General features: G+C 39.5%; 27 protein-coding genes. 9 read left to right on the forward strand and 18 right to left on the reverse strand.

The genetic code is table 11. The annotated features are described in order from the left end of the window. Positions 1-134 precede the first annotated feature (134 nt). The 3 genes from NR125_RS00285 to NR125_RS00295 form a co-directional block, all read right to left on the reverse strand. Positions 135-1,856, reverse strand: coding sequence for a glycosyl hydrolase family 18 protein (locus NR125_RS00285; RefSeq protein WP_256814598.1), 1,722 nt, complete (start codon positions 1,854-1,856; stop codon positions 135-137). A gap of 129 nt (positions 1,857-1,985) precedes the next feature. Continuing rightward, positions 1,986-3,428: a phospholipase D family protein gene (locus tag NR125_RS00290; protein WP_009334706.1), complete on the reverse strand. Its 1,443-nt coding sequence runs from the start codon at positions 3,426-3,428 to the stop codon at positions 1,986-1,988. Positions 3,429-3,559: 131 nt separating this feature from the next. Then, positions 3,560-3,883 (reverse strand): DUF3243 domain-containing protein, encoded by a 324-nt coding sequence (locus tag NR125_RS00295; protein ID WP_009334707.1) that lies wholly within the window; start codon positions 3,881-3,883, stop codon positions 3,560-3,562. A gap of 196 nt (positions 3,884-4,079) precedes the next feature. Between NR125_RS00295 and plsY the strand changes: the two genes are divergently transcribed. The 4 genes from plsY to NR125_RS00315 all read left to right on the forward strand — a co-directional run bounded on the left by plsY (position 4,080) and on the right by NR125_RS00315 (position 8,209). After that, positions 4,080-4,664: a glycerol-3-phosphate 1-O-acyltransferase PlsY gene (gene plsY, locus NR125_RS00300; protein WP_009334708.1), complete on the forward strand. Its 585-nt coding sequence runs from the start codon at positions 4,080-4,082 to the stop codon at positions 4,662-4,664. A gap of 273 nt (positions 4,665-4,937) precedes the next feature. After that, positions 4,938-6,014, forward strand: coding sequence for a sensor histidine kinase (locus NR125_RS00305; protein WP_256814600.1), 1,077 nt, complete (start codon positions 4,938-4,940; stop codon positions 6,012-6,014). Between the two features lie 157 nt (positions 6,015-6,171). After that, positions 6,172-7,329, forward strand: coding sequence for a CapA family protein (locus NR125_RS00310; protein ID WP_256814601.1), 1,158 nt, complete (start codon positions 6,172-6,174; stop codon positions 7,327-7,329). Positions 7,330-7,396: 67 nt separating this feature from the next. Continuing rightward, positions 7,397-8,209 carry a CPBP family intramembrane glutamic endopeptidase gene (locus tag NR125_RS00315; protein ID WP_071159001.1) on the forward strand — a complete coding sequence of 271 codons (813 nt, stop codon included), beginning with the start codon at positions 7,397-7,399 and terminating at the stop codon, positions 8,207-8,209. 95 nt (positions 8,210-8,304) lie between these two features. Here NR125_RS00315 and NR125_RS00320 read toward each other — a convergent pair whose 3' ends face one another. Continuing rightward, positions 8,305-8,565 carry a hypothetical protein gene (locus tag NR125_RS00320; RefSeq protein ID WP_071158999.1) on the reverse strand — a complete coding sequence of 87 codons (261 nt, stop codon included), beginning with the start codon at positions 8,563-8,565 and terminating at the stop codon, positions 8,305-8,307. 98 nt (positions 8,566-8,663) lie between these two features. Here NR125_RS00320 and NR125_RS00325 point away from each other — a divergent pair, with 98 nt between their 5' ends. After that, positions 8,664-8,957, forward strand: coding sequence for a HesB/YadR/YfhF family protein (locus tag NR125_RS00325; protein ID WP_009334713.1), 294 nt, complete (start codon positions 8,664-8,666; stop codon positions 8,955-8,957). A gap of 28 nt (positions 8,958-8,985) precedes the next feature. Here the strand turns inward: NR125_RS00325 and NR125_RS00330 are convergent, their stop codons facing one another. The 9 genes from NR125_RS00330 to acnA form a co-directional block, all read right to left on the reverse strand. Further along, positions 8,986-9,285 carry a hypothetical protein gene (locus NR125_RS00330; RefSeq protein ID WP_256814603.1) on the reverse strand — a complete coding sequence of 100 codons (300 nt, stop codon included), beginning with the start codon at positions 9,283-9,285 and terminating at the stop codon, positions 8,986-8,988. A 33-nt stretch (positions 9,286-9,318) separates the two neighbouring features. Then, on the reverse strand, positions 9,319-9,756 hold the full coding sequence (locus NR125_RS00335; protein ID WP_009334715.1) for an acyl-CoA thioesterase: 438 nt from the start codon (positions 9,754-9,756) through the stop codon (positions 9,319-9,321). A 2-nt stretch (positions 9,757-9,758) separates the two neighbouring features. Beyond that, positions 9,759-12,071 carry an AAA family ATPase gene (locus NR125_RS00340; RefSeq protein ID WP_009334716.1) on the reverse strand — a complete coding sequence of 771 codons (2,313 nt, stop codon included), beginning with the start codon at positions 12,069-12,071 and terminating at the stop codon, positions 9,759-9,761. Between the two features lie 143 nt (positions 12,072-12,214). Then, positions 12,215-12,457: a small acid-soluble spore protein Tlp gene (gene tlp / locus NR125_RS00345; RefSeq protein ID WP_256814605.1), complete on the reverse strand. Its 243-nt coding sequence runs from the start codon at positions 12,455-12,457 to the stop codon at positions 12,215-12,217. Between the two features lie 153 nt (positions 12,458-12,610). Beyond that, positions 12,611-12,754, reverse strand: a complete 144-nt coding sequence (locus tag NR125_RS00350) for an acid-soluble spore protein N (protein ID WP_009334718.1) — start codon at positions 12,752-12,754, stop codon at positions 12,611-12,613. A 62-nt stretch (positions 12,755-12,816) separates the two neighbouring features. Beyond that, positions 12,817-12,948 carry an FbpB family small basic protein gene (locus NR125_RS00355; protein ID WP_026041570.1) on the reverse strand — a complete coding sequence of 44 codons (132 nt, stop codon included), beginning with the start codon at positions 12,946-12,948 and terminating at the stop codon, positions 12,817-12,819. 233 nt (positions 12,949-13,181) lie between these two features. Then, a complete protein-coding gene (locus tag NR125_RS00360) occupies positions 13,182-13,703 on the reverse strand; it encodes a peroxiredoxin family protein (protein ID WP_009334720.1) in 522 nt (173 codons plus the stop codon). A 55-nt stretch (positions 13,704-13,758) separates the two neighbouring features. After that, on the reverse strand, positions 13,759-14,175 hold the full coding sequence (locus NR125_RS00365) for a hypothetical protein (RefSeq protein WP_252246382.1): 417 nt from the start codon (positions 14,173-14,175) through the stop codon (positions 13,759-13,761). 100 nt (positions 14,176-14,275) lie between these two features. Beyond that, a complete protein-coding gene (acnA, locus tag NR125_RS00370; RefSeq protein ID WP_009334722.1) occupies positions 14,276-16,984 on the reverse strand; it encodes an aconitate hydratase AcnA in 2,709 nt (902 codons plus the stop codon). A gap of 353 nt (positions 16,985-17,337) precedes the next feature. Here acnA and sspO point away from each other — a divergent pair, with 353 nt between their 5' ends. Next, a complete protein-coding gene (gene sspO, locus NR125_RS00375) occupies positions 17,338-17,487 on the forward strand; it encodes a small acid-soluble spore protein O (RefSeq protein ID WP_009334723.1) in 150 nt (49 codons plus the stop codon). A gap of 157 nt (positions 17,488-17,644) precedes the next feature. On the opposite strand, the gene NR125_RS00380 is transcribed toward sspO, so the two are convergent. Beyond that, a complete protein-coding gene (locus tag NR125_RS00380; protein WP_009334724.1) occupies positions 17,645-17,902 on the reverse strand; it encodes a hypothetical protein in 258 nt (85 codons plus the stop codon). 264 nt (positions 17,903-18,166) lie between these two features. Between NR125_RS00380 and NR125_RS00385 the strand changes: the two genes are divergently transcribed. Continuing rightward, the gene (locus NR125_RS00385) at positions 18,167-18,313 is read left to right on the forward strand and encodes a small acid-soluble spore protein P (RefSeq protein WP_009334725.1); all 147 of its coding nucleotides are present in this window, start codon (positions 18,167-18,169) and stop codon (positions 18,311-18,313) included. Between the two features lie 46 nt (positions 18,314-18,359). Here the strand turns inward: NR125_RS00385 and selA are convergent, their stop codons facing one another. Next, a complete protein-coding gene (selA, locus tag NR125_RS00390; protein ID WP_256814612.1) occupies positions 18,360-19,763 on the reverse strand; it encodes an L-seryl-tRNA(Sec) selenium transferase in 1,404 nt (467 codons plus the stop codon). Positions 19,764-19,856: 93 nt separating this feature from the next. Between selA and NR125_RS00395 the strand changes: the two genes are divergently transcribed. Then, positions 19,857-20,258 carry an Hsp20/alpha crystallin family protein gene (locus tag NR125_RS00395; protein WP_009334727.1) on the forward strand — a complete coding sequence of 134 codons (402 nt, stop codon included), beginning with the start codon at positions 19,857-19,859 and terminating at the stop codon, positions 20,256-20,258. A 241-nt stretch (positions 20,259-20,499) separates the two neighbouring features. Here the strand turns inward: NR125_RS00395 and NR125_RS00400 are convergent, their stop codons facing one another. Beyond that, positions 20,500-20,733, reverse strand: a complete 234-nt coding sequence (locus tag NR125_RS00400; protein ID WP_341002335.1) for an Rdx family protein — start codon at positions 20,731-20,733, stop codon at positions 20,500-20,502. A gap of 131 nt (positions 20,734-20,864) precedes the next feature. Here NR125_RS00400 and NR125_RS00405 point away from each other — a divergent pair, with 131 nt between their 5' ends. After that, entirely contained in the window at positions 20,865-21,608 is a 744-nt protein-coding gene (locus NR125_RS00405) for an arylamine N-acetyltransferase family protein (protein ID WP_009334729.1), read from the forward strand. Between the two features lie 33 nt (positions 21,609-21,641). Here NR125_RS00405 and NR125_RS00410 read toward each other — a convergent pair whose 3' ends face one another. Both NR125_RS00410 and NR125_RS00415 read right to left on the reverse strand, forming a co-directional pair. Next, on the reverse strand, positions 21,642-22,586 hold the full coding sequence (locus NR125_RS00410) for an L-threonine 3-dehydrogenase (protein ID WP_009334730.1): 945 nt from the start codon (positions 22,584-22,586) through the stop codon (positions 21,642-21,644). A 54-nt stretch (positions 22,587-22,640) separates the two neighbouring features. Further along, the gene (locus tag NR125_RS00415; RefSeq protein WP_071157747.1) at positions 22,641-23,831 is read right to left on the reverse strand and encodes a glycine C-acetyltransferase; all 1,191 of its coding nucleotides are present in this window, start codon (positions 23,829-23,831) and stop codon (positions 22,641-22,643) included. Positions 23,832-24,087: the final 256 nt, after the last annotated feature.

The following is a 24,087-nucleotide window of genomic DNA, read 5'->3' on the forward strand; positions in this document are numbered from 1 at the left end:
GAGTCCCTAGGAGTCGAAACTAGACACGCTTAGACCCGAGACCCGCTGGCGCATGGAGCTAGTCAATTATCTAACTTCAGAATTTATACATTCTTATCTTTTAAAATAAGGCCGGAGTTTTCTCCAGCCTTATTTCATTTCTTAGTGACTTCCTTATTATCTAATGTTAATGCTGCCCAAGCTGTTTCATCTGCAAAGTACCTGCTCCAGCTTGCCACACCGGCCAAATTATATTTCTTTGCCAATTCAGTCCGTTTGGTTAATGATAGTTCATCTTCAAGCCACACTTTATATGTGATTTTATCTTTTTCTGAGAAATGCTCCGCATAATTTTGCCCGCTTTCCGGATCATATACTGGAGTAACGTTATTCTGACTGAGCCACTCTTTTACTTTGCTCATAGAAAGTGCTTTAGAAGAAACATCCCCGTTTGATTTTTGTTCCCACAGTCTTGTATATAAAGGCACTCCCAATATTAATTTTTCATTAGGAACAATCTCCAGCAGATGTTTCAGGTTTTCTTCAACCCACGGCAGGCTCGCTACGCTTCCTGCAACCTGCGAGCTTCCCCAATGTTCATCATAAGCCATGACAACCAAATAATCTGCTATCCCGGCAAGTTTATCCCTTTCATAAAAAGCCGACCAATTACCGCTCGATGAAATGAATGTAATATCCATAGACACAACTAAACCTGCTTCATGAAAGTACGGAGTGGCTTCCCTCACAAACTGTGTTATTAATGGCCCATCCTCCGGATTAACATTTTCAATGTCCAGATTCACCCCATTTAATTCATACATTTGACTGAAATGCATAAGCTGCCGAATCATATTCTTCCTTGATTCAAAAGAACCAAATGCTTCATGTGTTAAATCAGGGTCAAATGCATTTGAAAACAAGCCCCATATTTGGTATCCCTGTTTTCTTGCCCACATTGAATATTCTTTCGATCCCAGGTTTTTGATGGAACCTTTTCCGTCCGCAAGCTCAAACCATGTTGGAGAAATGACATTAATACCCGGCATCTTCGGTATTTTTGAAGTATTAGGGTTCTTTGTATATACCGCTTCCCAGGTCAGCTGTATAGGACCTTCCAGTTCCGGCACTGTATACGCAGATTCTTCAAGGGAAATAGCAATCTGTTTGTTCTCACCCTTTTTTATGTATTGTTTCTTCAAATAACCAGCTGTACCGTCTTCTTTTCTAATAAAATAGTAGTCTCCTTTTTCTTGTTCTACTAAAACTTCTTCATTTGGAGATACTGAAGCCGTGTACGGAGATTCCAGACTGTCTTTCGTCCTCAGCCGAAGCAATTCTTCATGAATATCTTTTTCCTTCACCTTGCCGGAAACCATTGACTCTCCATCTTTGTGAACCCATATTGCACCTGTATCAGAGAGAATTGAATAAGTAATAGGATAGAAAGCCAAAAGCGGCTCGATAGCCAAATATCTGTCTTTTCCTATCTGTTTAGCAGCTGTAAAATCCAGTTTCATAGGCTTATCATTCACATAATAGCTCAAAGATTCCAATGGCATCTGCACTACTTTATTTTTTGTGGCGATAATGATGGATTGTGAGTGTTCATCAAGAATAATGCCTTCATCGACAAATTCCTGCAAAAACGTTAATGGCAGGTAGATCGATTCACCTTCTATATAAGCATTGCCCGCCTGTTTGCCCATAAACAATATCGGATGTTCTCCTTTAAAGTAAGACACCTTTTCCTTTGAAGCAAAAGGATATAAAATCATGAAAATGCTTGAAATTATCAGTGTAAAAGCAAACAAAAGCCCCGCAAAGATAAGTTTTTTAACGGCAGGCTTTTGTGGACTTGTTTCAATTTTATACATTCCTTTTCCTCCCTTAATTCCATCGTATCGAAATAAACAGAAAATGGGAAGAAAATTTAGAATACCTACAACTTATTTCCACCCCTCCTATATTAACGGAATGAAAACAGGAAAGGTTTCAGGTTTTTATCAATATGTTGTAAAGTGAGTAAGATTCTGCAATCTGTAAGTAATATATTTTACCAAAGGCATTTTTTCATTGGAAGGATAGTTTTTCGTATAAATTGCACCGTTATTATTCCAAAGCTTATTAAAGTAGCTGTCGACATCCTTCATAACCTGGGATTGGTCAGGAGCGCTGATTTTTAAATTTGTCTCCAGGTTTAAATCATCCAGATTTCTCTTTGTAAAATTGGCTGAGCCAGCAATGATCATACTATTTTCTTTGCCGGTTACATACATGATTTTCGAATGGTATTGCTCAAATCCCGTATTGTACCATCTGATTTTTATGTTTTCGTGGCCTAATTTGTCTAATTCAGCAGCGACAGGTATATTCGGAAGCCCAATTTTCTCAGAGCCGAAAGCATTCTGATTTGGATCCAGGATCATTTTTACTTTCACTCCCCGATCAGCTGCCTTTTTTAGAGAATCAACCACTTTCCGGTCAGCAAGATAGAACATGCCGAGCCAGATGGTTTCACCTTTGCCGGATTTATTGATTTCTTTAATAATGTGTTTATAGATTTTCCCTTCAGTCAGCACCTGGGCCTTTACAGTCCCAGTTTTTTTGCTGTCTTCAGGCTTAAAATCTGTCAGTTTGCCTGATGCTGAATAATCGACCACCGCCTGCTCGGTTTTAACGAGATCAGCCAGGATTGGCCCTTTTACTTCAAACGCGATATTAGAATGATACCCACTGGCATTGTGGGGATTTCCGGATGTTACAATCCCTGTTTTCTCCGTTACAAAAACCTTCCGGTGATTTGCTTTAATATTCATGAGATCGAGATATGACCGAAATGTCACTTCAGGAGCATTTTCTGCGAGCGGATTGGGAAGCCAGCCATTGCCTCCCTGTCCAAACCACTGTATAAATACACGCCAAAATGCCGAATAAATTGGATTAGAATCTCTCAAAGGGACTAATGAAGTATAAACTACATTTATTCCATTCTCCTTCAGCTTCTTGAATTCGGGTACATCATGTGATCCATATGTGCTGTTAATCCGATCTGTGATCACTGTAATATCCATATTGGGGTGGCTCTGTTTTTGTTCGATGAGCTTATCAGTTATTTTACCGCTAATATCCGGATAATCTTTATCCCCATCAGTAAAACCATTGAATAAAAACATATCCATCACGATAAAATCCTCCGCCTCACCAATGGCTTCTAATATCCGCTTAAAGATCTGATGATCGCTTTCTCTTCTGCCGTTACCTTTTTCAAAATTCAAATCGTATAAAAACTTAATATCTTCTACAGTGTAAACTTCGCCTTCGAAAGAAAGGCCTTTTGGCAATGGTTTATTGGACTGATAGATAATAGTTGCTGCCAATACCAGCACAAGGCTCAAAATGGGTATCCATACCGTTTTTCTATTTAACTTTCCCAGAACCTTTTTCACCAGGACTCCCCCTACCCGCTAGACTGCGATAACTATATATAGACCATTTTTGACTATTGTAAACTCATCTATACGCCTTCACTCAATATAAAAGACGAAGGCCTGCGCCTTCGCCTTTAAAGATATATATTTTAACCTACAAGCTTTACAAGCATATGAGATAGTTTATGCTTTTCTTCTTCAGTTCCTACCTTCCACAATTCCTGCAGAAGCTTTTCTTCCCTGTTTCTTGGATCTTCTTTGGAAGCCAGATAATCGCCTACCTTTTGAGCTGTGTTCGCGAGCTGTTCCTCATCCATGCCCATTTTCTGGCCCAGGGAGACCTTTCCGCTTAAATATTCTTTAAAACCGTCAAAGCTTGATAGAATTTCATCTTTCTTTTCGCTTCCCATATTACTGAGTTTTTCCTCTACATTGCCTGCTTGTCCATTTACGTTATTCATATTCTGTTCCATGCTTGAATCTCTCCTTTATATGGATTTGATTGCTGTGACAGTCTACTAATACCCGCTGTTAATCATGTCAAACACAAGCCAGAGAGTTTGAAAAACCTCCCTGAAATAAATTGGACAACTTTTTATTTGCACATGGTATGCAGGTTTGCTCACATGGTACAATATACTAACATAGAAAGTATGAAGGAGAGTTTTTATGATTTATGGAATTATCATTATTTTAGCTTACTTACTGGGCTCCATTCCTTCTGGTTTAATAGTAGGAAAACTTTTTTATGGAGTGGATATCCGTGAGCATGGCAGCGGAAATTTAGGCGGAACTAATACTTTCCGGACCCTTGGTGTTAAGGCCGGCATGATTGTGACCATAGCTGATATCTTAAAAGGCACCCTTGCTGCATCCCTGCCCTTTTTCTTTGGATCGGACATGCATCATCTTGCTGCAGGAGTTTTTGCAGTTATTGGGCACATGTATCCGCTGTTTGCCGGCTTTCGCGGTGGTAAAGCAGTCGCTACATCGGGGGGAGTGCTGTTAGCCTATGTTCCCTTAATGTTTCTTATCATATTGGGTGTTTTCTTTCTAAGCCTTTACATAACCAAGTACGTGTCCTTGTCCTCTATTCTGGCAGCACTGGCATCCATCATTTACGCACTAATTATATGGGACATTCCACTAATTATAGTAGTATCTATACTTGGCATCTTTGTTATTTACAGACATAGGGAAAATATTAAACGAATCAGGGACAAAACCGAGCCCAAAATAAAATGGCTTGGCTGAAAACCAGCCAGCCTGCAATGCAGCAGACTAGATCTGCTGTATTTTTTTGTCTAATTTTCTAATTCTTAAATTATTTTCTGATATTTCAGTCTAGTTTATTTGAATAAAGTGTTAAAGGAATATTATACTGATTACATAGGCCTAGAAACATAATACTATAAAGCCTATATAACAATTTTTATACATAAAGAAACATAAATTGATATCTTTCGCCATACATTAGTTTAGGCTAAAATTTCAGCCAAAAACGTTAAAGTTAGGATGAAGAAATAAATGGATAAAACTCAAGGTCTGCTGGAAAATGTTTCCTTCCCATACTTTTTCATTGATCATAACCTAAGAATACTCACTTCATCATTAATAAGTGCTGAAGGAGTGTTTACTGAATTATTGGCAACAGAAGATATTAGCAGATTCAACAATCTATTAAAGAAAAATGAATCTGGCATTTTTAAACTTAAAATAGGTAATAGCATTCTTCCATATAGAATTCATCTAGAAAAAAGTGATGCTGCGCACTATCATCTTTTTTGTTTTCCCCTCTCTTCAGAAGATGAGGAATTAAGAAAGATGGCGGAGCACATGCAAAAAAGGCTGCACCGCGTTAATTACCAATTAAGAGAAAAAAAGAAACACTTAAATAAAGCAGTGAAAGAGAATAAAGAAACTGTTTTGATATCTGACTATTCAGCTGATGCTGGACAGTTAGCGGGGATTGCACATGAGATCCGGAATCCGCTAACAACTGTAAAAGGATTTTTACAGCTTTTGAAGCCTTATTTATTAGAAATCGGAAAAGAACAGTACGCTGAGATTGCAATTGAAGAAATTAATCGGGCAAATGATATAATATATGAATTCTTAAATGCATCAAAACCTCCTCAAAACAAAAGAACGGAAATAGAAGTCAACAGATTAGTTAAGGAAATGAAAATATTCTTCGAAAGCGAGGCGCATATTAGAAATATTAACCTTTCTGTATGCCTTTGCCCTAATAATCCCATTTTCTATGGTGATGTGAAGCAGATAAAGCAGGTCCTCATCAATATTATTAGAAATGCAATGGAAGCATGTGAAAGCATTCCTGCTCCAGAAGGAAAAATAGATCTTAAAGCAAAAGCCCTTAACCAAAAAGTATCCATCACCATCCAAGATAATGGATTGGGAATGTCAGAAAAAACAATAAGCAAATTGTTCGTCCCATTCTATACAACAAAAGAAAAAGGAACCGGCATCGGTCTATCCATATGCCAAAAAATAATTGAAGAGCATGATGGCAAGATAAATGTCCATTCGAAAATGTCACAGGGCACTGTCTTTGAAATTGAATTTCCGATGATTATCAACTGAAGTTATTAATTATTATTTTGTAAACAGTTATCAATGGAAATCAGATTATGACATTTAAAATAAAAAAATAGCAGAAAAATGATGAAAATTGAAAAAATTCATATTAAAATTAGACTATTAATATATCTTTATACTCTATATTAAGGGGATAATTTTTATGAAATTCAGTAATGCCTTCTTACTATCCACAGTCATCTGTACAATGTTAATTATTTGTTCGGCTTTATTCATCTATCAATTGCACACAGAGAATAAAGCGGAGGCAGCTGAAGCAAAACCTGCTCAATTGCATATGGAAAACAGAGAAACCACCGCGGTTAATAAAATGCTTATAGAGAAGGCGACATTGGGAGCAATTGGCGACATCCTTATTCATGACAGGGTATATAATGTTGCACAAACAAAAACAGGCTATGATTTCAAACCAATGTTTGAACATGCAAAAACGCTATTAAAAACGCCCGACATCCTGCTTGCCAATCAAGAAACTATTTTGGGAGGTCCGGAAATAGGAATTTCCAGTTACCCCATGTTCAACAGCCCTCAGGAAGTGGGAGACGCCCTCATTGAGGCTGGTGTTGACATAGTTTCAACTGCCAATAACCATTCACTCGATAAGGGAGAAAAAGGATTGAAAACATCCCTGGATTATTTGGATCAGATAGGATTGCCGCATGTGGGAACAAACAGAACACCCAGCGAACAGCAAACCTTGAAGGTAATAAACAAAAACGGAATTAAAGTTGCTTATCTTTCTTACACATATGGTACAAACGGAATTCCCGTTCCGGCAGGAAAAGATTATCTCGTTAACCTCATTGATAGAACAGCAATGAAAGAGGAAATTAACCGGGCAAAAGATGAAGCTGACGTAGTTGTTATGAGTATGCATTGGGGAAATGAATACCAGCTTCAGCCCACAGAGGAACAAAAGGAACTGGCAGAGGTCCTCGCAAATGATGGTGTGGATATTATTTTCGGACACCATCCACATGTACTGCAGCCAATGGAATGGATTGACAGGAAAGACGGACGGAAATCTCTTGTTGTATACTCTCTAGGCAATTTTTTATCCGGCCAGATTAATGATTACAAGGACATAGGCGGTATTGCAACTGTGGAGATTACGAAATATATTGATCAAAACGGGGTCGATATTGAACTTTCCAATCCGGCGTTCATCCCGACATACGTAAGTAATAAACAGCCAAAATATCGGGTAGTACCATTGAAGGATGCTGGCGGCTATGGCCTTCCCAATGCAGAGTCGAAATACAGCGAAATTATGGCACATATGCTCGATCATGTTCAATAAAGCGCTTTTTGGCGCTTTTTTTGTGTAAAAAATGGTAAAATATTTTGTAGGCAAAGGAGGTCTGATCATGAAAACCGCTTATGTTAATAAGTCTTTTCCTTATTTGCAATTATGTATATTCACAGCTGCAATATTGCTTTTTCAATACAAACTTTTTGCTTTCGCTTTCATACTTTGTTTTGGGCTTATCATTTTTTTACTATTCACTTCAGAGCAGGAACGTGTTTTTCCCTGGATCATTGCAGGGTATTTAACAGGCAGTCTACTGTTTCTTTACGGCGATAAAATGCTAGATGCACTGTCTTTTCAACACTCCATTTTAATGATTTTCAATCGGATTCTACTGTTGATCCCTATCCTTCTTCTTGTTTATATCTCAAAAAAATTTAACAAAACTGCCATTCCTTTTTGGCGGAAGCCGGATTGGAATTCCCAAATATTTTTTCCATTCATATGGAGCGGCTTCCATTCATTAAAAATAAAACATTTTCTTGTGGTTGCTATCATGATTAATTTTGCTTCATTTGCGTATTCAATTTTTTTAGCTGAAAACTCCTTAACCAGGGACTTTATCATTTTCCTGATTGGTTTCTCCATCATTAATGGAATGATGGAAGAGCTCTTATGGAGAGGAATCATCTTATCCAGAATGTCGGAGCTTTCAGGAGAAAAGACAGCTGTCCTTTTTTCTGGGCTGGCGTTCGGTTTTTCCCATATAATGCTAGGCTACTCTTTTATCTCATGTCTGCTGTTTGCTTTTGGCGGAGTTTTTTATGCCGCCATTACAGTAAAATCCCGAAGCATTTTTCCGGCTGTCATATGGCATATTGCCATGAATGTATTTATGATTCTAAGCGGATTCATCCCTTTTCCAGGTTAAAAGCAGGACTTCTGACAGCAGCAAGTCCTTTTTATGTATAGGATTAAAGTAGCTTAATAAGCATAGCTGGATACACATCCTACTTTGCCAAATTATTAATGTCCTCCTCCAAATACCAGCTCCTGAAGAAAAACCATGCCAACAGAAAGCAGACCCAAAACTGCCATCAGGGGGACGAAAAGATTTTTGCTTTTATGAAAGATAAATGTAAGGGCAAAATACAATAGAGCTGATACAGTTAAAAAAATCCCTGATTCAGTTAATTTTTTAGTACCATCCGTTTGAATGAACACCTGGAGGGCTATGCCTGTAAACAGAGCGGCACCTAAGATATTAAAAAAACGAAATGAATTCATCTAATCACCCCATCAATTCATTTTATGAAAACATTATATTCGCGCATAAAGAAAAACTAGCCTATAATATGACTATCACCCAGGAGGAGGAATTTCAAATGAACATACATATTGAAGATCAGGCTGCCCAATGGTATCAGGAGGAAATGCTCTTGAATAAGGGTGACTTCGTCCGCTTTTTTGCAAGATATGGCGGGTGCAGTACTGTCCAGCAGGGATTTTCATTAGGAGTCTCTAATGAACACCCACATAACGCAGGAGTCCAGACTGAAAAAAACGGAATTACTTATTTTATTGAAGAAAAGGACTTATGGTACTTTGATAATCATGATTTATTGGTGACATTTAATGAGAAAGCACAGGAACCTGAATTCAAATATAACAATGGGTAAAAGAAGCAGATCCGGCCTGCTTCTTTTTTCATTTCAGCCTTTCCAGCTGCTCCCAAAGCTTTTCCTTTTCAAGGATTTCTTTCTGCCTGGCACCAATCAAATCATAGTGCGAGTACCTATCATTCCGATAATCAATCCACTCAGGCTTTAGGCCATGTGTTTCTCCCCATTCTATCAATTTCTTCAGATCCGAACATCCGACCTTTGTGACCGTTTTACAGCCTGGGAAACGATCATCTATCCAATAATGGGTTAAAAAAGCAATTTCTCCACGATCAATTTTCATCTTCCATTCCTGAAGATCTTTTCTGCGAAGACCGAATGCCATATATTTTCTCCATCCTTTAAGCAGCAGGCAAAATTATTTGACAGCACTCTCAGGCTGCTTTTTAGCTTCTTCATATGCTTCATGCCAATCAGGATATTTCTTTTTAATTGATATCGGCCGGAAATTATCCTTTTTGACGCAAACATGCTTGGACAAGCCTGTTACTGCAAGGTCTCCTTCATCATTGTATATTTCATATCCATAGCTGACGCGGAACCCGTCATACTCTTCAATCCACGTTTTTATCGTCGCGGTTTGACCGTAGCGCAATGGTTTCTTGTAGGAAGCCAGGATATCCAGAACAGGCGAAATGATGCCATCCTTCTCCATTTCAGCATAACTGAATCCAAGGTCTTTTATGATCTGTGTCCGGCCAAGCTCCATCCAAACCAGATAATTGGCGTGATACACGACTCCCATTTGATCTGTTTCTGCATACCTTACTTCTATTTCTTTTGTTGAAATGAGCATACCTATTCCCCTTTGCTTATCTTATTTAAAGCGATTTCGAAATCTTCTTTTTCCAAAATGCTAACCTGCTCAATATCCTCATCAATTGCTGATACAATTCTCATTGCCTGTGCCTGAATCGCCTCATCCGCAAGGTTGGCGGCAAAACGTCCGTTCCCATTTATTTCGATCTTTGATAAAGTGCGGTTAAGGTAGTCCCTCGCTTCTTCCGTAGGCGTATATTCATATTGTCCAGCATACGAAATGATTATTTCCAAGAGCTCTGCCGTTGAATAATCCTTAAAATGAAAGAACTTTTTAAATCGGGACTTTAACCCGGGATTGCTTGACAATAGCTTCTCCATTTCATTTGGATAGCCTGCTAAAACAACGACAAGATTTTCGTTATGTTTTGTCATTTCATCCACTAATGTATCGATGACTTCTTTTCCGAAATCTCCTGATGTCTGGGAAAGAAGTGAATAGGCCTCATCGATGAATAGGACGCCACCTAATGCCTCTCTTATCTTTTTCTTTGTTTTGATGGCGGTTTGGCCTACATAGCCAGCTACAAAATCCGCACGGCTCGCAACCATCAAATGTCCTCGTTTAAGAAATCCGCATTCCTCCAGCAATTCTGCATAAATCTTGGCTACAGTCGTTTTCCCTGTCCCCGGATTACCGGTAAATACTGAATGCAGCTGGATAGGGACTACAGGTAGCCCTCTTTCACGGCGCAGCTGCTGCATCTTAACAAATGACACTAAGTTTTGAACTTCTGTTTTGACTGTTTCAAGTCCGATTAACTGGGCAAGCTGCTCTTGAGGATTCATTACCTTTTCTTCTTCTTCACTTTCAAAATCTTCTTTTTCCAGGAGTGTATATGACATGATGTTTTCGTTCATTTTAGCTTGGGAGCCTTTTCTAAAAATGGCATCAAGAACAATGTTTCTGACGGTCCTGGCATTTCCGAACGTATCATCAACCCGCTCTTTTTCAATTCGTTTGCCCAGTTCCTGCTTTGCTCCTTCCGTAAGGACATAATCATTATCCGCAGACAGCTTTTCAGCAATCTGGAGAAGCTCCACATTAGAATAATCAGGCAGTGCAATAAAATTTGACTCTGGAAAACGGCTCCGAAGGCCAGGATTGCTGTCCAGAAATTGTCTCATCTCTTCTGGATAACCGGCCATGATAACCGCAAACTTCCCCCCATATTCAGTCCCGGTCATCAGCGATACAAGAGTATCAATGGCTGTTTGTCCATAATCGCTGCCTGTCTGTCCCTCACGCTTTAAGCTGTACGCCTCATCAATGAACAGCACCCCACCGATTGCCTTTTCAACTGCCGCCCTGACATTTTCCTCTGTTTGCCCGACAAATCCGCCAACCAGCTGTGACCGATCTGCTTCAATCACTTCTTCCCGCGGCAATACACCCAGGCTATGATAAATCTTTGCTAAAAGCCGGGCAATAGTTGTTTTGCCTGTACCTGGATTGCCAGTTAGTATCATATTGAGGCTAAGTTCATCTTTCGTTTGAAAACCAAGTGACTTACGTTCGTTTTGATATTTTAAAAAACGGTAAAAGTCATGAACTCTGCTTTTGACCGAGTGCAGGCCAACCATTTCATTAAGTTCATCCAAGGGATCTTTTGATAAATCAGATTCTTCTTCCTCCGCATCAAATATCTCTTTCCATTCACCTTTAAGTCTGTTAATGGCATTCAAGTGCTTTTTCATATCGGTGTAGTAGGTTGAAGTATGAAAAACACCGGATATAGATTGCTCATATTCTTCAGATGCTTTTAAAAGAAAAGCTGTTTCTTCAATAGCTTTTTCAAGTATTTCAGTCAGCTTCCGGTATTCCACATCCTCATAGGCATGCTGCTTTTTCTGCAGATCTTCTAACTCATCATCTGATTTGTTGATAAAGCTTCTGCAAATTTCTATAAATTGCTCAGCTGTCTTCTTTTTTGCTGCCCTGTTATCGGTCTCCCGAATCGGCGGGAAAGTCAGGGTTTCAAGAAGATTGCTTTTATTTTTCCATTCCGATTTTCCCAATTGGGCAGCCGCCATACTATTGCCATTGTCCAGTTCAACAGCTTTTTGCAGCCATGCACTGGCAAGAGTATCATCTGTATACCTGCTTAACCGTGAAATAGCGGCAATGGTCAGTAATTCCGAAAGCAGTCCGGGATCTGCCTTTTCATTGATGTTTTTAATAACATTAAGCAATTCTGCTTCATTTTGTATGTATCCGTATTGATCAAGCTCATTTTTCCAATGATATGCCTGACCCTCTGCCGGTTTTGCCTGTCTTTTCTGCTGTGTCATCGATTATCACTTCTTCTTCTTAGTTTCCACAACTTATCTTACCATATTTCTGTAATTATCTATAAGGATGAGCTTCTTATCATGACCTTCCAGCAGAAAAAGACCTAATCACACTGGATCAGGTCTTTATAGGATGCTAATAATTATTGTTCAACGTTATTGCCGTTCTGCTGTGCCTGATATTCGTCCTTTATTTCTGAACGGAATGAAGCAAGGCTTTCCCTGCGGCGTTCATTTTTTGCTTCAATCCTTGCAAGATCTTCTGCATTTGCATACTTCATTGCTTCTTCAGCTTCGTCCATATTCTCGATAGTATGAACGATCATGGATTGAAGCTTTTCAACGTTATCGCTGCGGTCATCTGGATTTGGTCTGTTATGTGCCATGGTTTGTTCCTCCCTTTATTAGGTGATGGTACAAAATTAGTTTGTGAAAGAACAAGAAAAATATTGGCGGTAATGTGTGGGCAGCTTGCCTGTGGTATGCCTGAATTTTGAAACAAAAAACCTGCCGAAAATGAAACGGCAGGTTAATTACAATTATTCGCCTTTAGTTTGAATTACTTGTGCATGCTGTCCGGATTTGTCCTGCATTTTTTTGCCTTTGTTGCCGCCAAATCCGCGTGATTGTGTACCAATATGGTTCGGAGCAAAATGATTAGGGTGTCTTTTTTGATTACTCATTGATATCCCTCCTCATTTTAAGTATGGTCAAATGCAGAGAGTTTCATGAATGGCAAGTAATTCTATTCGGCCTTATTAAGACGTTTAAGCTCGAGGCGTTCTTCGATTTTTTCCATTGCATCTTGGTCTTTAAGAAGCTGGCGTTTATTTTCTGAAACTAATTCAGCAAAGGAGCGTTTTCTAGGCTTTCTCATAAATCTTTCACCTTCCTTTAATACCATTGTAACAGTCATTATCTCCAGAAACTCTTTAAATTATTACAACTTTTCGAAAATTTAATCCGCATATATCCACAATACGTGAAAAAAGTACATAAGGTTCGCTTTTATTGGTAAAATATTCATAAAAATCACTCTTCTAATTTCATTTCCTTTTTTATAGCGGTGTAAACCTATACATAAAAAACATCTGCTCTTTGCAGATGTTTTTACATTTCATCTATATACTGATTCATAATCTCCAGGGACATTGCACTTAAGTATTTATTCCGGATAATTCCTTCTTCATCAATAAAAAAAGTGGTAGGAATCGTCATTATCTGATAGGCATTAGATACTTTTTCATCTACATCAAGCAGTATGGGAAAATTCACGTGCATTTCTTCCGCAAAACCGGCAACATCAGATTGTGGATCAATGTTCACTGCTAAGATAGCAACTTGATTTCCCTTTTGAGTATAGAATTTTTGGATGTCAGGCATTTCAGCTTTACATGGAGGACACCATGTTGCCCAAAAGTTAAGCATAACTTTCTTTCCTTTATAATCTGAGAGCTTTACTGTTTCCCCCTGAAGGTTTTTCAATTCAAAATCTGGGGCTTTCAAGCCAATTCCTAAACCAGTCTGATTAACGGGATGACTCTCGACTTCATCTTTTTCAACTGCCTGCACTACAAATATTGCAGTAGTAATTATTAATAACACAGCTGCTGCAAATAATTTTTTGAACATGCTGTTTTCCCTCCCGGCTATTAAAACCTTTTTGCTTCCTTGATTGTATTTTAACCTAGAAAAGCAAAATTAATAAGGTTCTGAACAGCCAATAAGACAGCATAAATGTGACAGATCCGTAAACAATTCCATACATCCATTTTTTGAGCGGATATTTGTATTTCTTAATTTCCATTACTATATAGATAAGTGCCAATAAAGTCCCTAAAATGGCTCCTTTCCTTCCACCTGAGAAATATAAAATCCCTATAGGGCTGCTTAGAATATTTTCGGTTTGAAAGAGAATTGAACTAAACTTATAAGTGAAAAAGCCAAAGAGCATTGAATTGAGCATGACATTCAGAAAGATTTTTTTATATTCCTTTTGGTCTCTTAATACATTTGCAATAGTAAAATAAGCAACGATACCTGATAGCAGGACTAAAACCCATTCATACTTTACTATTAAAGGTCCAATCAAAAAAGCATCCAATGTCAACCCCCCAAAGTTAATATACATTTAAGATACCTAAGCCCGTATATTTTGTAAATAAAAAACCGCTATGTGAACGAGCACATAGCGGTTTTTTAAATTAATTTGCCAATTTATCACGAAGAACCATTTGCAGGATTCCGCCGTGGCGGTAGTAATCAATTTCAACTTCAGAGTCGAAACGAACAAGAGCTTCAAAAGTAGTCTGATTGCCGTTTTCATCTGTAGCTGTAACCTTAACAAAGTCACGCGGTCTAACATTTTCGTCGATTTGAACATCGATCGTTTCTTTACCTGACAAGCCAAGAGTTTCTGCACTTTCGCCTGCCTTGAACTGAAGCGGCAGAACACCCATTAGAACAAGGTTGGAGCGGTGGATACGCTCATAGCTTTCAGCAATAACTGTTTTAATTCCAAGCAAGTTCGTACCTTTTGCAGCCCAGTCACGGGAAGATCCCATTCCATAGTCTTTGCCGGCAAGAACTACTAAGCCAGTTCCATCTTCCTTGTATTTCATGCAAGCATCATAGATGGAAGTTACTTCGCCAGTTGGCCAGTATGTTGTGAAGCCGCCTTCTGTACCTGGTGCGATCTGGTTGCGGATACGGATGTTTGCAAATGTACCGCGCATCATAACTTCATGGTTACCGCGGCGGGATCCATAAGAGTTAAAGTCGCGTGGTTCAACACCGTTCTCGCGAAGGTATTTTCCTGCTGGTGTATCCTTGCCGATCGCACCTGCCGGAGAAATATGGTCAGTTGTGACAGAATCACCGAACTTGCCGACAACACGCAATCCTGATAAAGGTTTAACTTCATCAGCATTAGGAGTTAAGCCTTCAAAGAACGGAGGATTCTGGATATATGTTGAATTATCATCAAATGAATATAACGGCTCATTGCTTGTCTGGATTTGGTTCCAGCGGGCATTGTCATCAAATACATGCGCATATTCTTTACGGAACAATTCAGGTGTAACAGTCTGTTTAACCACTTCATTAACTTCAGCAGTAGATGGCCAAATGTCGTTAAAGAAGACATCGTTGCCATTCTTGTCTTTTCCGATTGGCTCGTTTTGAAGATCGATATCGACTGTTCCAGCTAGTGCATAAGCGACTACTAATGGCGGAGAAGCCAGGTAGTTAGCTTTTACAAGCGGATGGATACGCCCTTCAAAGTTACGGTTACCGGAAAGAACAGATGTTACAAGAAGATCGCTTTCAGCTACAGCCTTTTCGATTTCTTCTCTTAATGGGCCTGAGTTACCGATACATGTTGTACAGCCATACCCTACAAGGTTGAATCCAAGCTGTTCCATGTATGGAAGAAGTCCTGAATCACGCAGGTATCCAGTAACAACCTTAGATCCAGGAGCCAAGGAAGTTTTTACGAACTTAGGAACTTCCATTCCAAGTTCAACTGCCTTTTTCGCCACTAAACCTGCACCAACTAAAACATAAGGGTTTGAAGTATTTGTACAGCTAGTGATTGCCGCAATGGCAACAGCACCCGTTTTCATCTTGGTTGAATCGCCATTTGCAAACTCAACAGTGATTTCTTTGTCGATTTCTTTCTTATCCAAACCGAATCCCTGGTTGCCTTGAGGAGCTGTGATAGCGTCATTGAATTCCTTTTTCATAGCTGAAAGCGGAATTAAGTCCTGTGGACGCTTAGGACCTGAAAGGTTCGCTTCGATTTCGGCAAGATTGATTTCAACTACATTCGTATATACTGGCTCTAGAGCTGGATCAAAGAACATTCCATTTTCTTTGCAGTATTTTTCCACAATTTTGATTTGCTCTTCTGGACGTCCAGTCAGGCGCATGTAATCCAGAGCTTCCGCATCAACAGGGAAGAATCCGCAAGTAGCTCCGTATTCTGGTGCCATGTTAGCAATTGTAGCACGGTCAGCCAATGGAAGCTGTGTAACACCAGGACCGAAGAATTCTACAAACTTGCCAACCACTCCCTGGCTGCGCAGTACCTGGGTTACCTTTAATGCAAGGTCAGTAGCAGTTGTTCCGTTAGGAAGCTCGCCAGTAAGCTTAACCCCTACAACTTCAGGAACAGGGAAATATGAAGGCTGTCCCAGCATACCTGCTTCAGCTTCAATACCTCCTACACCCCATCCAAGAACGCCGATACCGTTGATCATGGTTGTATGGGAGTCAGTACCTACAAGAGTGTCAGGGAAAGTTTCAAAATCACCTTCCGTTGTTTCAAGAGCATGAACAACATTCGCAAGGAACTCAAGGTTTACCTGGTGAACAATACCTGTTGCAGGCGGAACTGCACGATAGTTGTCAAATGCCTTTTGTGCCCAGCTTAAGAACTGGTAGCGCTCAGCATTGCGCTCGAATTCAAGCTCCATGTTGGCTTCAAGAGAATCAGGTGTACCATACTTATCTACCTGTACAGAGTGGTCGATAACTAGATCAACCGGCTTCTCAGGATTGATTTTGTCAGGGTCCCCACCCATGTCAGCCATTGCCTTACGCAATGAAGCCAGGTCAACTACTGCCGGAACTCCAGTGAAGTCCTGCAGAATTACACGTGATGGTTTGAAAGGAACATCTACTTCTTTTACTTCAGAAGTTCCCCATTTTGCAAGGTTTTCAACATGCTCTTTTGTAATTACACGGCCGTCATATTGACGAAGTACTGATTCCAATAATACCTTAATAGAATAAGGCAATTTGGAAACATTACCTACTCCAGCTTCTTCCAGAGCGCCTAAATGATAGTAATGATAGCGCTTCCCGTCCAGATCAAAGGATTTGCGGGAATTGAACACATCATTCTTTGCCAAATGTATTACCCCCTCTTTCAATAAACATCATATACCAAGTGTTAGGTAATTGTCGAAAAGTTTGAATTTTCATCCATCCTTACTTTTCTCACAATTCCTATATTAATACAACCTGTTATATAAGTAAATAACAAGAAAGTTATTGTTTTTGATAAGTTTTTCTTATCACAAATTCTTATTTACTACAATTAGCCTTTTAAACGCCCTAATTGATAGCGTTTTTCAATTAGAGGATAAAACCCGTTCTAGCTTGGTTATTATACTGATAAAACGAAAAAGAGAAATCTCTTGTCTAAAAATCAACATAAATTGACATCATTCACGGAAAAATAATAATACGGAGGTGATTCGCTATGGCTAAAAGAAAGGCTAATCATATTATAGAGGGTATGAATGATGCAAAAGGGCAGGGCATGGGCACCGGATACAATGAGGAATTTGCCAATGAACCCCTAACAGAAGCGCAAAAGCAAAATAATAAAAAGAGGAAGAAGAATCAGTAAATAAGGAAAGCGGAAACGCCTTGCCCAACTCAGGACACCTCGAGAAGGCAGGCTCTTTGCGAGACCAAAATGTTGTATCTGATATTAAATTAAATTACCCGGCTGGTCGCAGCCGGGTTTTTAGGAAAAAATTTTATTCCCTTCAATTCATAACATTCTAGTATTGGTTCACATCATCAACCATGGATCGCAAGTCCTGCTGGAATCTCTCCAATTGTGCCCGCTGATGATCGGATGCAACCTCAAGTGCATTTTCAATTTGAGCGTACGCTTCATTTACCTCCTGCTTAAGATGTTTAAGCTGATGGCCGTAACTGGCAGAATCTTTTACAATTTCAGCATAAAGCTCCTGTGCATCTTCCATTCCCTGCTGCGCTGCCTGAAATGCCTGCTGTTTATCTTTATGATATGGCATGCTTTTTCACTCCTAATAAAATTTGTACCATTAAATTGCGCAATAGAACCATAAAATATTCCGCCAAATCACTCAGGTGGAAATCTTGAATTTCAGCCACAATTTGCAAGGCAATTTTCCATGGAAAAGAGCCACACTAACACATGAGAGGAAGATGAGTTTCACCTTCTATCTTGGTTACCCAGAGCCTTAAGACGGCAGCACAGTATGGACGCTGCCTGGAGCGGAAGTCAGCATCCTATATTATGAGGAGGGCATCAAAAAATGAATAAAAACAACGGCAAAGACATGCGAAAAAATGCACCCAAAGGGCATAATAACGATGGACAGCCTGAACCTTTAAGCGGCTCAAAAAAAGTGAAAAACCGGAACCATACCAGACAAAAACATAATTCCCACCATGATATGTAAAGTTTAATCAAAAAGCAGCTGCCTTAAAATCAGGCAGCTGCAAGAATTAAATAGCAGTTAATGCTTTTATAATGATGTCCTCTTCATTTACAGTTACTGCCCGCAGGTCAATCAGTACTTCTTCTTTATGTATCCTCACTATTATGGAAGGAGTACAATTAATTCTTAACTGTCGGCCAATATGTTCCGGTGAGTAACGCCAGTGCTTTAAAACGGCAACCCAGGAAGGCAGTTCAACATCAGGCATTGTTCCTCCCCCAACTTGCCCTGTGCTTTTTCTCATAGAGCATTCATAATCCTTCGCAGCTGCTTGTAATCTGTGAAGAAATTGTGCAGTTCTCGTTTCGAGTTCCTCACTTGTCGTCATTACATCATGGACTACCGGAATATTTTTCAGCCCCTCTTCCCCTTTTAAGTAATCAATAAGCGTGCCTTCGAGCGCTGCAATTGTCATTTTATCAACTCGAAGTACCCGGGCAAGCTGGTGTTTCTTCAGTTTTTCGATTAAGTCCTTTCTCCCGGCAATAATGCCTGCCTGCGGGCCGCCTAAAAGCTTGTCCCCGCTAAAAGAAACGATATCTGCCCCCATTTTTATCACATCACTTACGGTTGGCTCATTACCGATTCCTTTGCTTTTAAAATCAAATAGTGCACCGCTGCCCAAATCTTCATAGAATATGATATTTTTTTCTTTAGATAGCTGGGCTAGTTCGTCAGTTCCAACTTCTTTGGTAAAACCTATTATTTTAAAATTGCTCGTATGTACCTTCATAATCATGGCTGTATCTTCATTGATCACTTGTTTATAATCTTCTAAGTGGGTTTTATTCGTTGTTCCCACTTCAACAAGCTTTGCACCGCTCTCTTCCATTATGCTTGATACCCTGAAGGAGCCTCCGATTTCAACAAGCTGACCGCGGGAAACTATTACTTCTTTTTCTTCTGCAAGAGCTTTTAGGATGATATAAACGGCAGCAGCATTATTGTTAACTGCCATCGCTGCTTCTGCTCCTGTCAGCTCTTTGACCAGGCTTTCCAGGTGACTATGCCTGGATCCCCGGGCTCCTTCGCCCAGGTTATATTCCAAATTGGAATAGTTCATGGCAATTTCAAGCATATGTTCAGCTGCTGATTTGCTTAAACGCGCTCGGCCAAGATTAGTGTGAAGAATAGTGCCAGTGGCATTGATAACCCTTTTAAGAGTGTATCCATACCGAACATTGATTACCTCTTCTGCTTTTTTAAATATATCTTCCGTAAATTTTTCCGTACCAGGCTCCTCGCCCGTCCAATTCCCGTCAAGAATGTTATTCCTGATTTCAGAAATTACCTCTTTTAAAATATTTGTTGTATGTATAAAGTCAAGTCCATACTGTTTCATTAAATGGGTAAAACGCCGGTCTTTTTGCAGTTCATGAACCGGTAAAATATTTCTGACTGTACTTTTCATTAAGATCCCTCCAGCACTTGCCTGATTATTATATCATTTTTCACTATTTTGCATGAAATGAATACTATAGATTGAAACAAGGGGGTTTTGAAATTGAACAAAAAGGAAGATTTCCATCCGTTTAATTTGGATGAATTGGAAAAATGGATGGAGGATTATTATCTGGACCCGCTGTCATCGTATTTGGATCAAATTACTTTTCGCATCGACTTATATGATACGGAAGCGGAAATTATTGTTGAGGCGCTCTTAACAGGATGCGTTTCAAAAGATGTAACCGTTTCCTTAAAGGAAAACACGGTGATCATTAAAGCGGTTAAAATAGATGAAACTGACCCGATTCGCTGCGGCCAGCCATGTATGCGGAAAGTTAAGCTGCCTTTTTCAGTTATTAAAAACAGGGTAAGTGCAAATTTTTCCAATGAGATATTAGAGATTTTTATAAATAAAAAGGAAGCTGGGCCAGGATGCGATAGAGATATCAGCATCAATTGAAAACTGAGATAGAGGTAGCCTTTCTGCCCTTTGTTTACATATAGTGAAACTTCAATCAGTGGGGTTTTATCCCCCACTGATTGTTAGTTGAACCAATCGGGCCTTTACGGGCAGTTTGACCCCCACTTATTCTCCATTGATTCCTCTGAGTCTTGAAGTGGGAGTCTTACTGCCCGTTAGACTGCGATAAAATGTTATGGATCAGTAAAAAACCTCCTCCCTGGGGAGAAGGTTTGGCAGGTTATCCCTGCATCTTATCAATAATTTCTTTGGTTTTAGGAAAAATGCCAGTATCGAGCTTAGAATAAAGCTTTTCTCCATTTACTGTCACTTCAAAAGCTCCGCCTTTACTTGGAACCAGTTCCATTTTTGAAATATCAGAGCGAAAATGTGTAAAAAGTTCTTCCGCGAAACTCGCGGCTTTTGGTGCGTAGTTTCACATCATGCAAAATTCAACAGTTACTTCATATGCCATATTTAAACCCCCGTGTGTAATTTGCTAAAATGTAAATATAATGACATTTTAGTATAACTATTTCATTACTGCAAATTGATTTGTTTTTCCTTCTTAATCGCTAAAAAAGAAAAAATTTATGGAGTGATCTTATGGATGCAGAGAAATACTTAAAACGCATTGCAGTATCGGCTGAACGTAATCTTGATCTTGAATATCTGAAAGAACTTCAGAGCAGCCATATGCACAAAATTCCTTTTGAAAACTTGGATGTAACAAGAAAAATTCCTATTATGCTTGACACAGATGCGTTTTTTGAAAAAATTCTTGAAAGAAGCCGGGGAGGCTTTTGTTATGAATTAAACGGTCTATTTCAACATCTGCTGTCAGAACTGGGATTTCAATCCCACTTGATTTCCTGCACCGTCAAAAAGCCGGATGGATGGGTCAGAGAAGATTCCCATGCAGCCATACTGGTTTTATTAAACCAAATTCCTTATTTGGTGGACGTAGGATTTGGTGATTCCGTCAGGCAGCCTTTACCTTTAACGGGTGAGGAAAAAACAGATGTAAGCGGAACTTACCGGATAAGAGAGTCCGGTGAAGGAATTTATGATCTTCAAAGACTTGAGGATGGTAAATGGAGAATTCTTTACCGTTTTTCTGATAAGCCAAGGCAGCTGAATGACTTTCATGATGCATGTTTTTTCAATCAGACTTCTCCTGAATCCCATTTTACACATGGCGACCTGGCCACTATTGCGACAAAGAATGGCCGTGTTACACTCTCAGGATTGACTGTCACTAAGTCTGAAGCGGGCACAAAAGAAAAATATGAAATAACCGAGGAGGAAAAAAGGGAATTCCTCCGCAAGCAATTCAATATAAAACTATAAAAGGGACAGCCATACGGCGTCCCTTTTGCTTTATCATAATTTTGTTCTTAGTTTATCAAGCATATCAGCAGTCATCTTGGCTAAATCGAAGTCTGCTTTAAATCCCCACTCTTCTTTTGCTGCACTTGCATCAATCGAATTTGGCCAGCTGTCGGCAATCGCCTGGCGCACAGGATCAACTTCATAGGAAATTTCAAACCCAGGAATATGCTTTCTGATCTCTGCAGCAATCTGTTCAGGTTCAAAACTCATTGCAGTTACATTGAAGGAGTTGCGGTGACTGAGTTTATCTGCATCGGCTTCCATTAAATCAACGATAGCATTTAATGCATCCGGCATATACATCATATCCATATATGTGCCCTGGTCGATATAAGAAGTATAGCGGCCATTTTTAATCGCTTCATAGTAGATCTCAACAGCGTAATCAGTCGTTCCGCCCCCTGGAGGAGTAACATAAGAGATTAAACCAGGGAATCGCAGGCCTCTAGTATCAACACCAAACTTGTAATAGTAGTAATCAGACAGTAATTCGCCCGCAACCTTGTTCACGCCATACATAGTAGTTGGGCGGTGAATAGTATCCTGCGGTGTGTTGTCTTTTGGCGTAGAAGGACCAAATGCGCCAATGGAGCTCGGCGTAAAGAATTGTGCGCTGCACTCTCTAGCCGTTTCAAGTGCATTCATAAGCCCCCCCATATTTAAATTCCATGCAAATACTGGGTTGGCTTCAGCTGTTGCTGATAACAGGGCTGCCATATGGATAACTGTATCCACATTATATTTTTTAGCCGTATCCAGCATTGATTTTGCATCAGTAACATCAACCATTTCAAACGGTCCTGATTGGGCAGCTTCAGACTCATTTTTTCTGATGTCTGTTGCAATAACATTGTCTGTTCCATAGATTTCTCTTAATTTCAAGGTTAGTTCAGAGCCAATCTGACCTAAAGCTCCAGTAATCATAATTCGTTTCATTTTATTCCTCCAACATTTCCTCTTTGCCTTATAGATTTTGCTTTATAGTCAAACTTAAATAATTCCCATTTCTTTGCCGACTTTTTCATAAATTGCAATAGCCTGATCCAGCATTTCTTTCGTATGTGCTGCAGAAGGCATATTTCTGACACGTCCCGTTCCCCTTGGGACAGTCGGGAAGACGATTGATTTCGCATAAACGCCTTCTTCATTGAGTTTTTTGCTGAATTCCTGTGTTTTTACTTCATCTCCAACAATACAAGGAGTGATTGGTGTTTCACTGTCGCCAATATTAAATCCTAATTTTTCCAGACCATCCTTAAGGTAATTGGCATTTTCCCATAACTTTTCATTCAGCTCTGTGCTTTCCATCAGCAGCTCAATGGCTTTCGTGCTTGCTGCTACATCAGCAGGTGTTAAAGATGTTGAGAATAGGAATGGTCTGCTGCGGACTTTCAGCCAATCAATCAAATCCTTTTTGCCGGCCACATATCCACCAACAACACCTATTGCCTTAGAAAGTGTTCCGATCTGGAAATCGATTTTATCGGAAAGGCCGAAGTGCTTTACAGTCCCTGCTCCTTTTCCAAGTACTCCTGAACCGTGCGCATCATCCACATAAGTGATCAGATCAAATTCTTCGGCGATCTCCACGATCTCAGGAAGCTTTGCGATGTCCCCATCCATTGAGAAAACGCCGTCAGTAATGATCATGATTTTGTTGTACTGTCCAGATTCTTTTGCTTCCTTCGCTTTTGCCCGTAAATCTTCCATATCAGAATGATTTACTCGAATAATCTTAGCTTTCGATAGACGGCATCCATCAATAATGGACGCATGGTTTAATTCATCAGACAGAATAGCATCATTTTTATCCATAACAGCTGAAATAGCCGCCATGTTACAATTAAAACCAGATTGGTATGCGATGGCTGCTTCTGTTTGTTTGAACTCAGCAAGCTTTTCTTCAAGTTTTGTGTGAAGTTCAAGCGTTCCATTTATAGTACGGACAGCACCTGCTCCAACCCCATATTTCTCAATTGCTTCGATGGCAGATTTTTTAAGTCTTTCATCAGTTGCCAAACCTAAATAGTTATTGGATGAAAGATTGATTAGTTCTCTTCCATTGATTTTGATTATAGGGCCATTTGGGCTTTCAAGAGGGTCGATTACGTTGTAAAGTCCTCTATCCTTTAAATCCTCCAGGTTTTCCTGTAAAAAAGAATCTAAAATTTTGCTGGTCATCTCAGTATCCCCCAGTTCATTTTTATTGAATGTCGCCAACTCATACACAACTGTATTTTCAGCACGGACATTATTTCGTTAAGCAAATAAAGCTATGTAAAGGTTTTTCAATTTATACTTTAACACATTTTTTCAATTTGTACACTTATGAAGGACAGATTTTCTTTGAGTTTCATTAAGAATGCCTGATATGTAGTTTGCCCTTTTAATTTGAAAAAATTTACCCGGCACATTTTTGCTGTATTGAATAAATATG

Origin of the sequence: Cytobacillus sp. Bac17 (assembly GCF_024519925.1) — a bacterium.
Lineage (GTDB): Bacteria > Bacillota > Bacilli > Bacillales > Cytobacillaceae > Cytobacillus > Cytobacillus pseudoceanisediminis.

Bases quoted from the DNA above. Each gene is read 5' to 3' on its own strand.
- NR125_RS00285 (WP_256814598.1), bottom strand. From the start codon at position 1,856: ATGTATAAAATTGAAACAAGTCCACAAAAGCCTGCCGTTAAAAAACTT.
- NR125_RS00295 (WP_009334707.1), bottom strand. From the start codon at position 3,883: ATGGAACAGAATATGAATAACGTAAATGGACAAGCAGGCAATGTAGAG.
- plsY (WP_009334708.1), top strand. From the start codon at position 4,080: ATGATTTATGGAATTATCATTATTTTAGCTTACTTACTGGGCTCCATT.
- NR125_RS00305 (WP_256814600.1), top strand. From the start codon at position 4,938: ATGGATAAAACTCAAGGTCTGCTGGAAAATGTTTCCTTCCCATACTTT.
- NR125_RS00310 (WP_256814601.1), top strand. From the start codon at position 6,172: ATGAAATTCAGTAATGCCTTCTTACTATCCACAGTCATCTGTACAATG.
- NR125_RS00315 (WP_071159001.1), top strand. From the start codon at position 7,397: ATGAAAACCGCTTATGTTAATAAGTCTTTTCCTTATTTGCAATTATGT.
- NR125_RS00320 (WP_071158999.1), bottom strand. From the start codon at position 8,565: ATGAATTCATTTCGTTTTTTTAATATCTTAGGTGCCGCTCTGTTTACA.
- NR125_RS00325 (WP_009334713.1), top strand. From the start codon at position 8,664: ATGAACATACATATTGAAGATCAGGCTGCCCAATGGTATCAGGAGGAA.
- NR125_RS00330 (WP_256814603.1), bottom strand. From the start codon at position 9,285: ATGGCATTCGGTCTTCGCAGAAAAGATCTTCAGGAATGGAAGATGAAA.
- NR125_RS00335 (WP_009334715.1), bottom strand. From the start codon at position 9,756: ATGCTCATTTCAACAAAAGAAATAGAAGTAAGGTATGCAGAAACAGAT.
- NR125_RS00340 (WP_009334716.1), bottom strand. From the start codon at position 12,071: ATGACACAGCAGAAAAGACAGGCAAAACCGGCAGAGGGTCAGGCATAT.
- tlp (WP_256814605.1), bottom strand. From the start codon at position 12,457: ATGGCACATAACAGACCAAATCCAGATGACCGCAGCGATAACGTTGAA.
- NR125_RS00350 (WP_009334718.1), bottom strand. From the start codon at position 12,754: ATGAGTAATCAAAAAAGACACCCTAATCATTTTGCTCCGAACCATATT.
- NR125_RS00355 (WP_026041570.1), bottom strand. From the start codon at position 12,948: ATGAGAAAGCCTAGAAAACGCTCCTTTGCTGAATTAGTTTCAGAAAAT.
- NR125_RS00360 (WP_009334720.1), bottom strand. From the start codon at position 13,703: ATGTTCAAAAAATTATTTGCAGCAGCTGTGTTATTAATAATTACTACT.
- sspO (WP_009334723.1), top strand. From the start codon at position 17,338: ATGGCTAAAAGAAAGGCTAATCATATTATAGAGGGTATGAATGATGCA.
- NR125_RS00380 (WP_009334724.1), bottom strand. From the start codon at position 17,902: ATGCCATATCATAAAGATAAACAGCAGGCATTTCAGGCAGCGCAGCAG.
- NR125_RS00385 (WP_009334725.1), top strand. From the start codon at position 18,167: ATGAATAAAAACAACGGCAAAGACATGCGAAAAAATGCACCCAAAGGG.
- selA (WP_256814612.1), bottom strand. From the start codon at position 19,763: ATGAAAAGTACAGTCAGAAATATTTTACCGGTTCATGAACTGCAAAAA.
- NR125_RS00405 (WP_009334729.1), top strand. From the start codon at position 20,865: ATGGATGCAGAGAAATACTTAAAACGCATTGCAGTATCGGCTGAACGT.
- NR125_RS00410 (WP_009334730.1), bottom strand. From the start codon at position 22,586: ATGAAACGAATTATGATTACTGGAGCTTTAGGTCAGATTGGCTCTGAA.
- NR125_RS00415 (WP_071157747.1), bottom strand. From the start codon at position 23,831: ATGACCAGCAAAATTTTAGATTCTTTTTTACAGGAAAACCTGGAGGAT.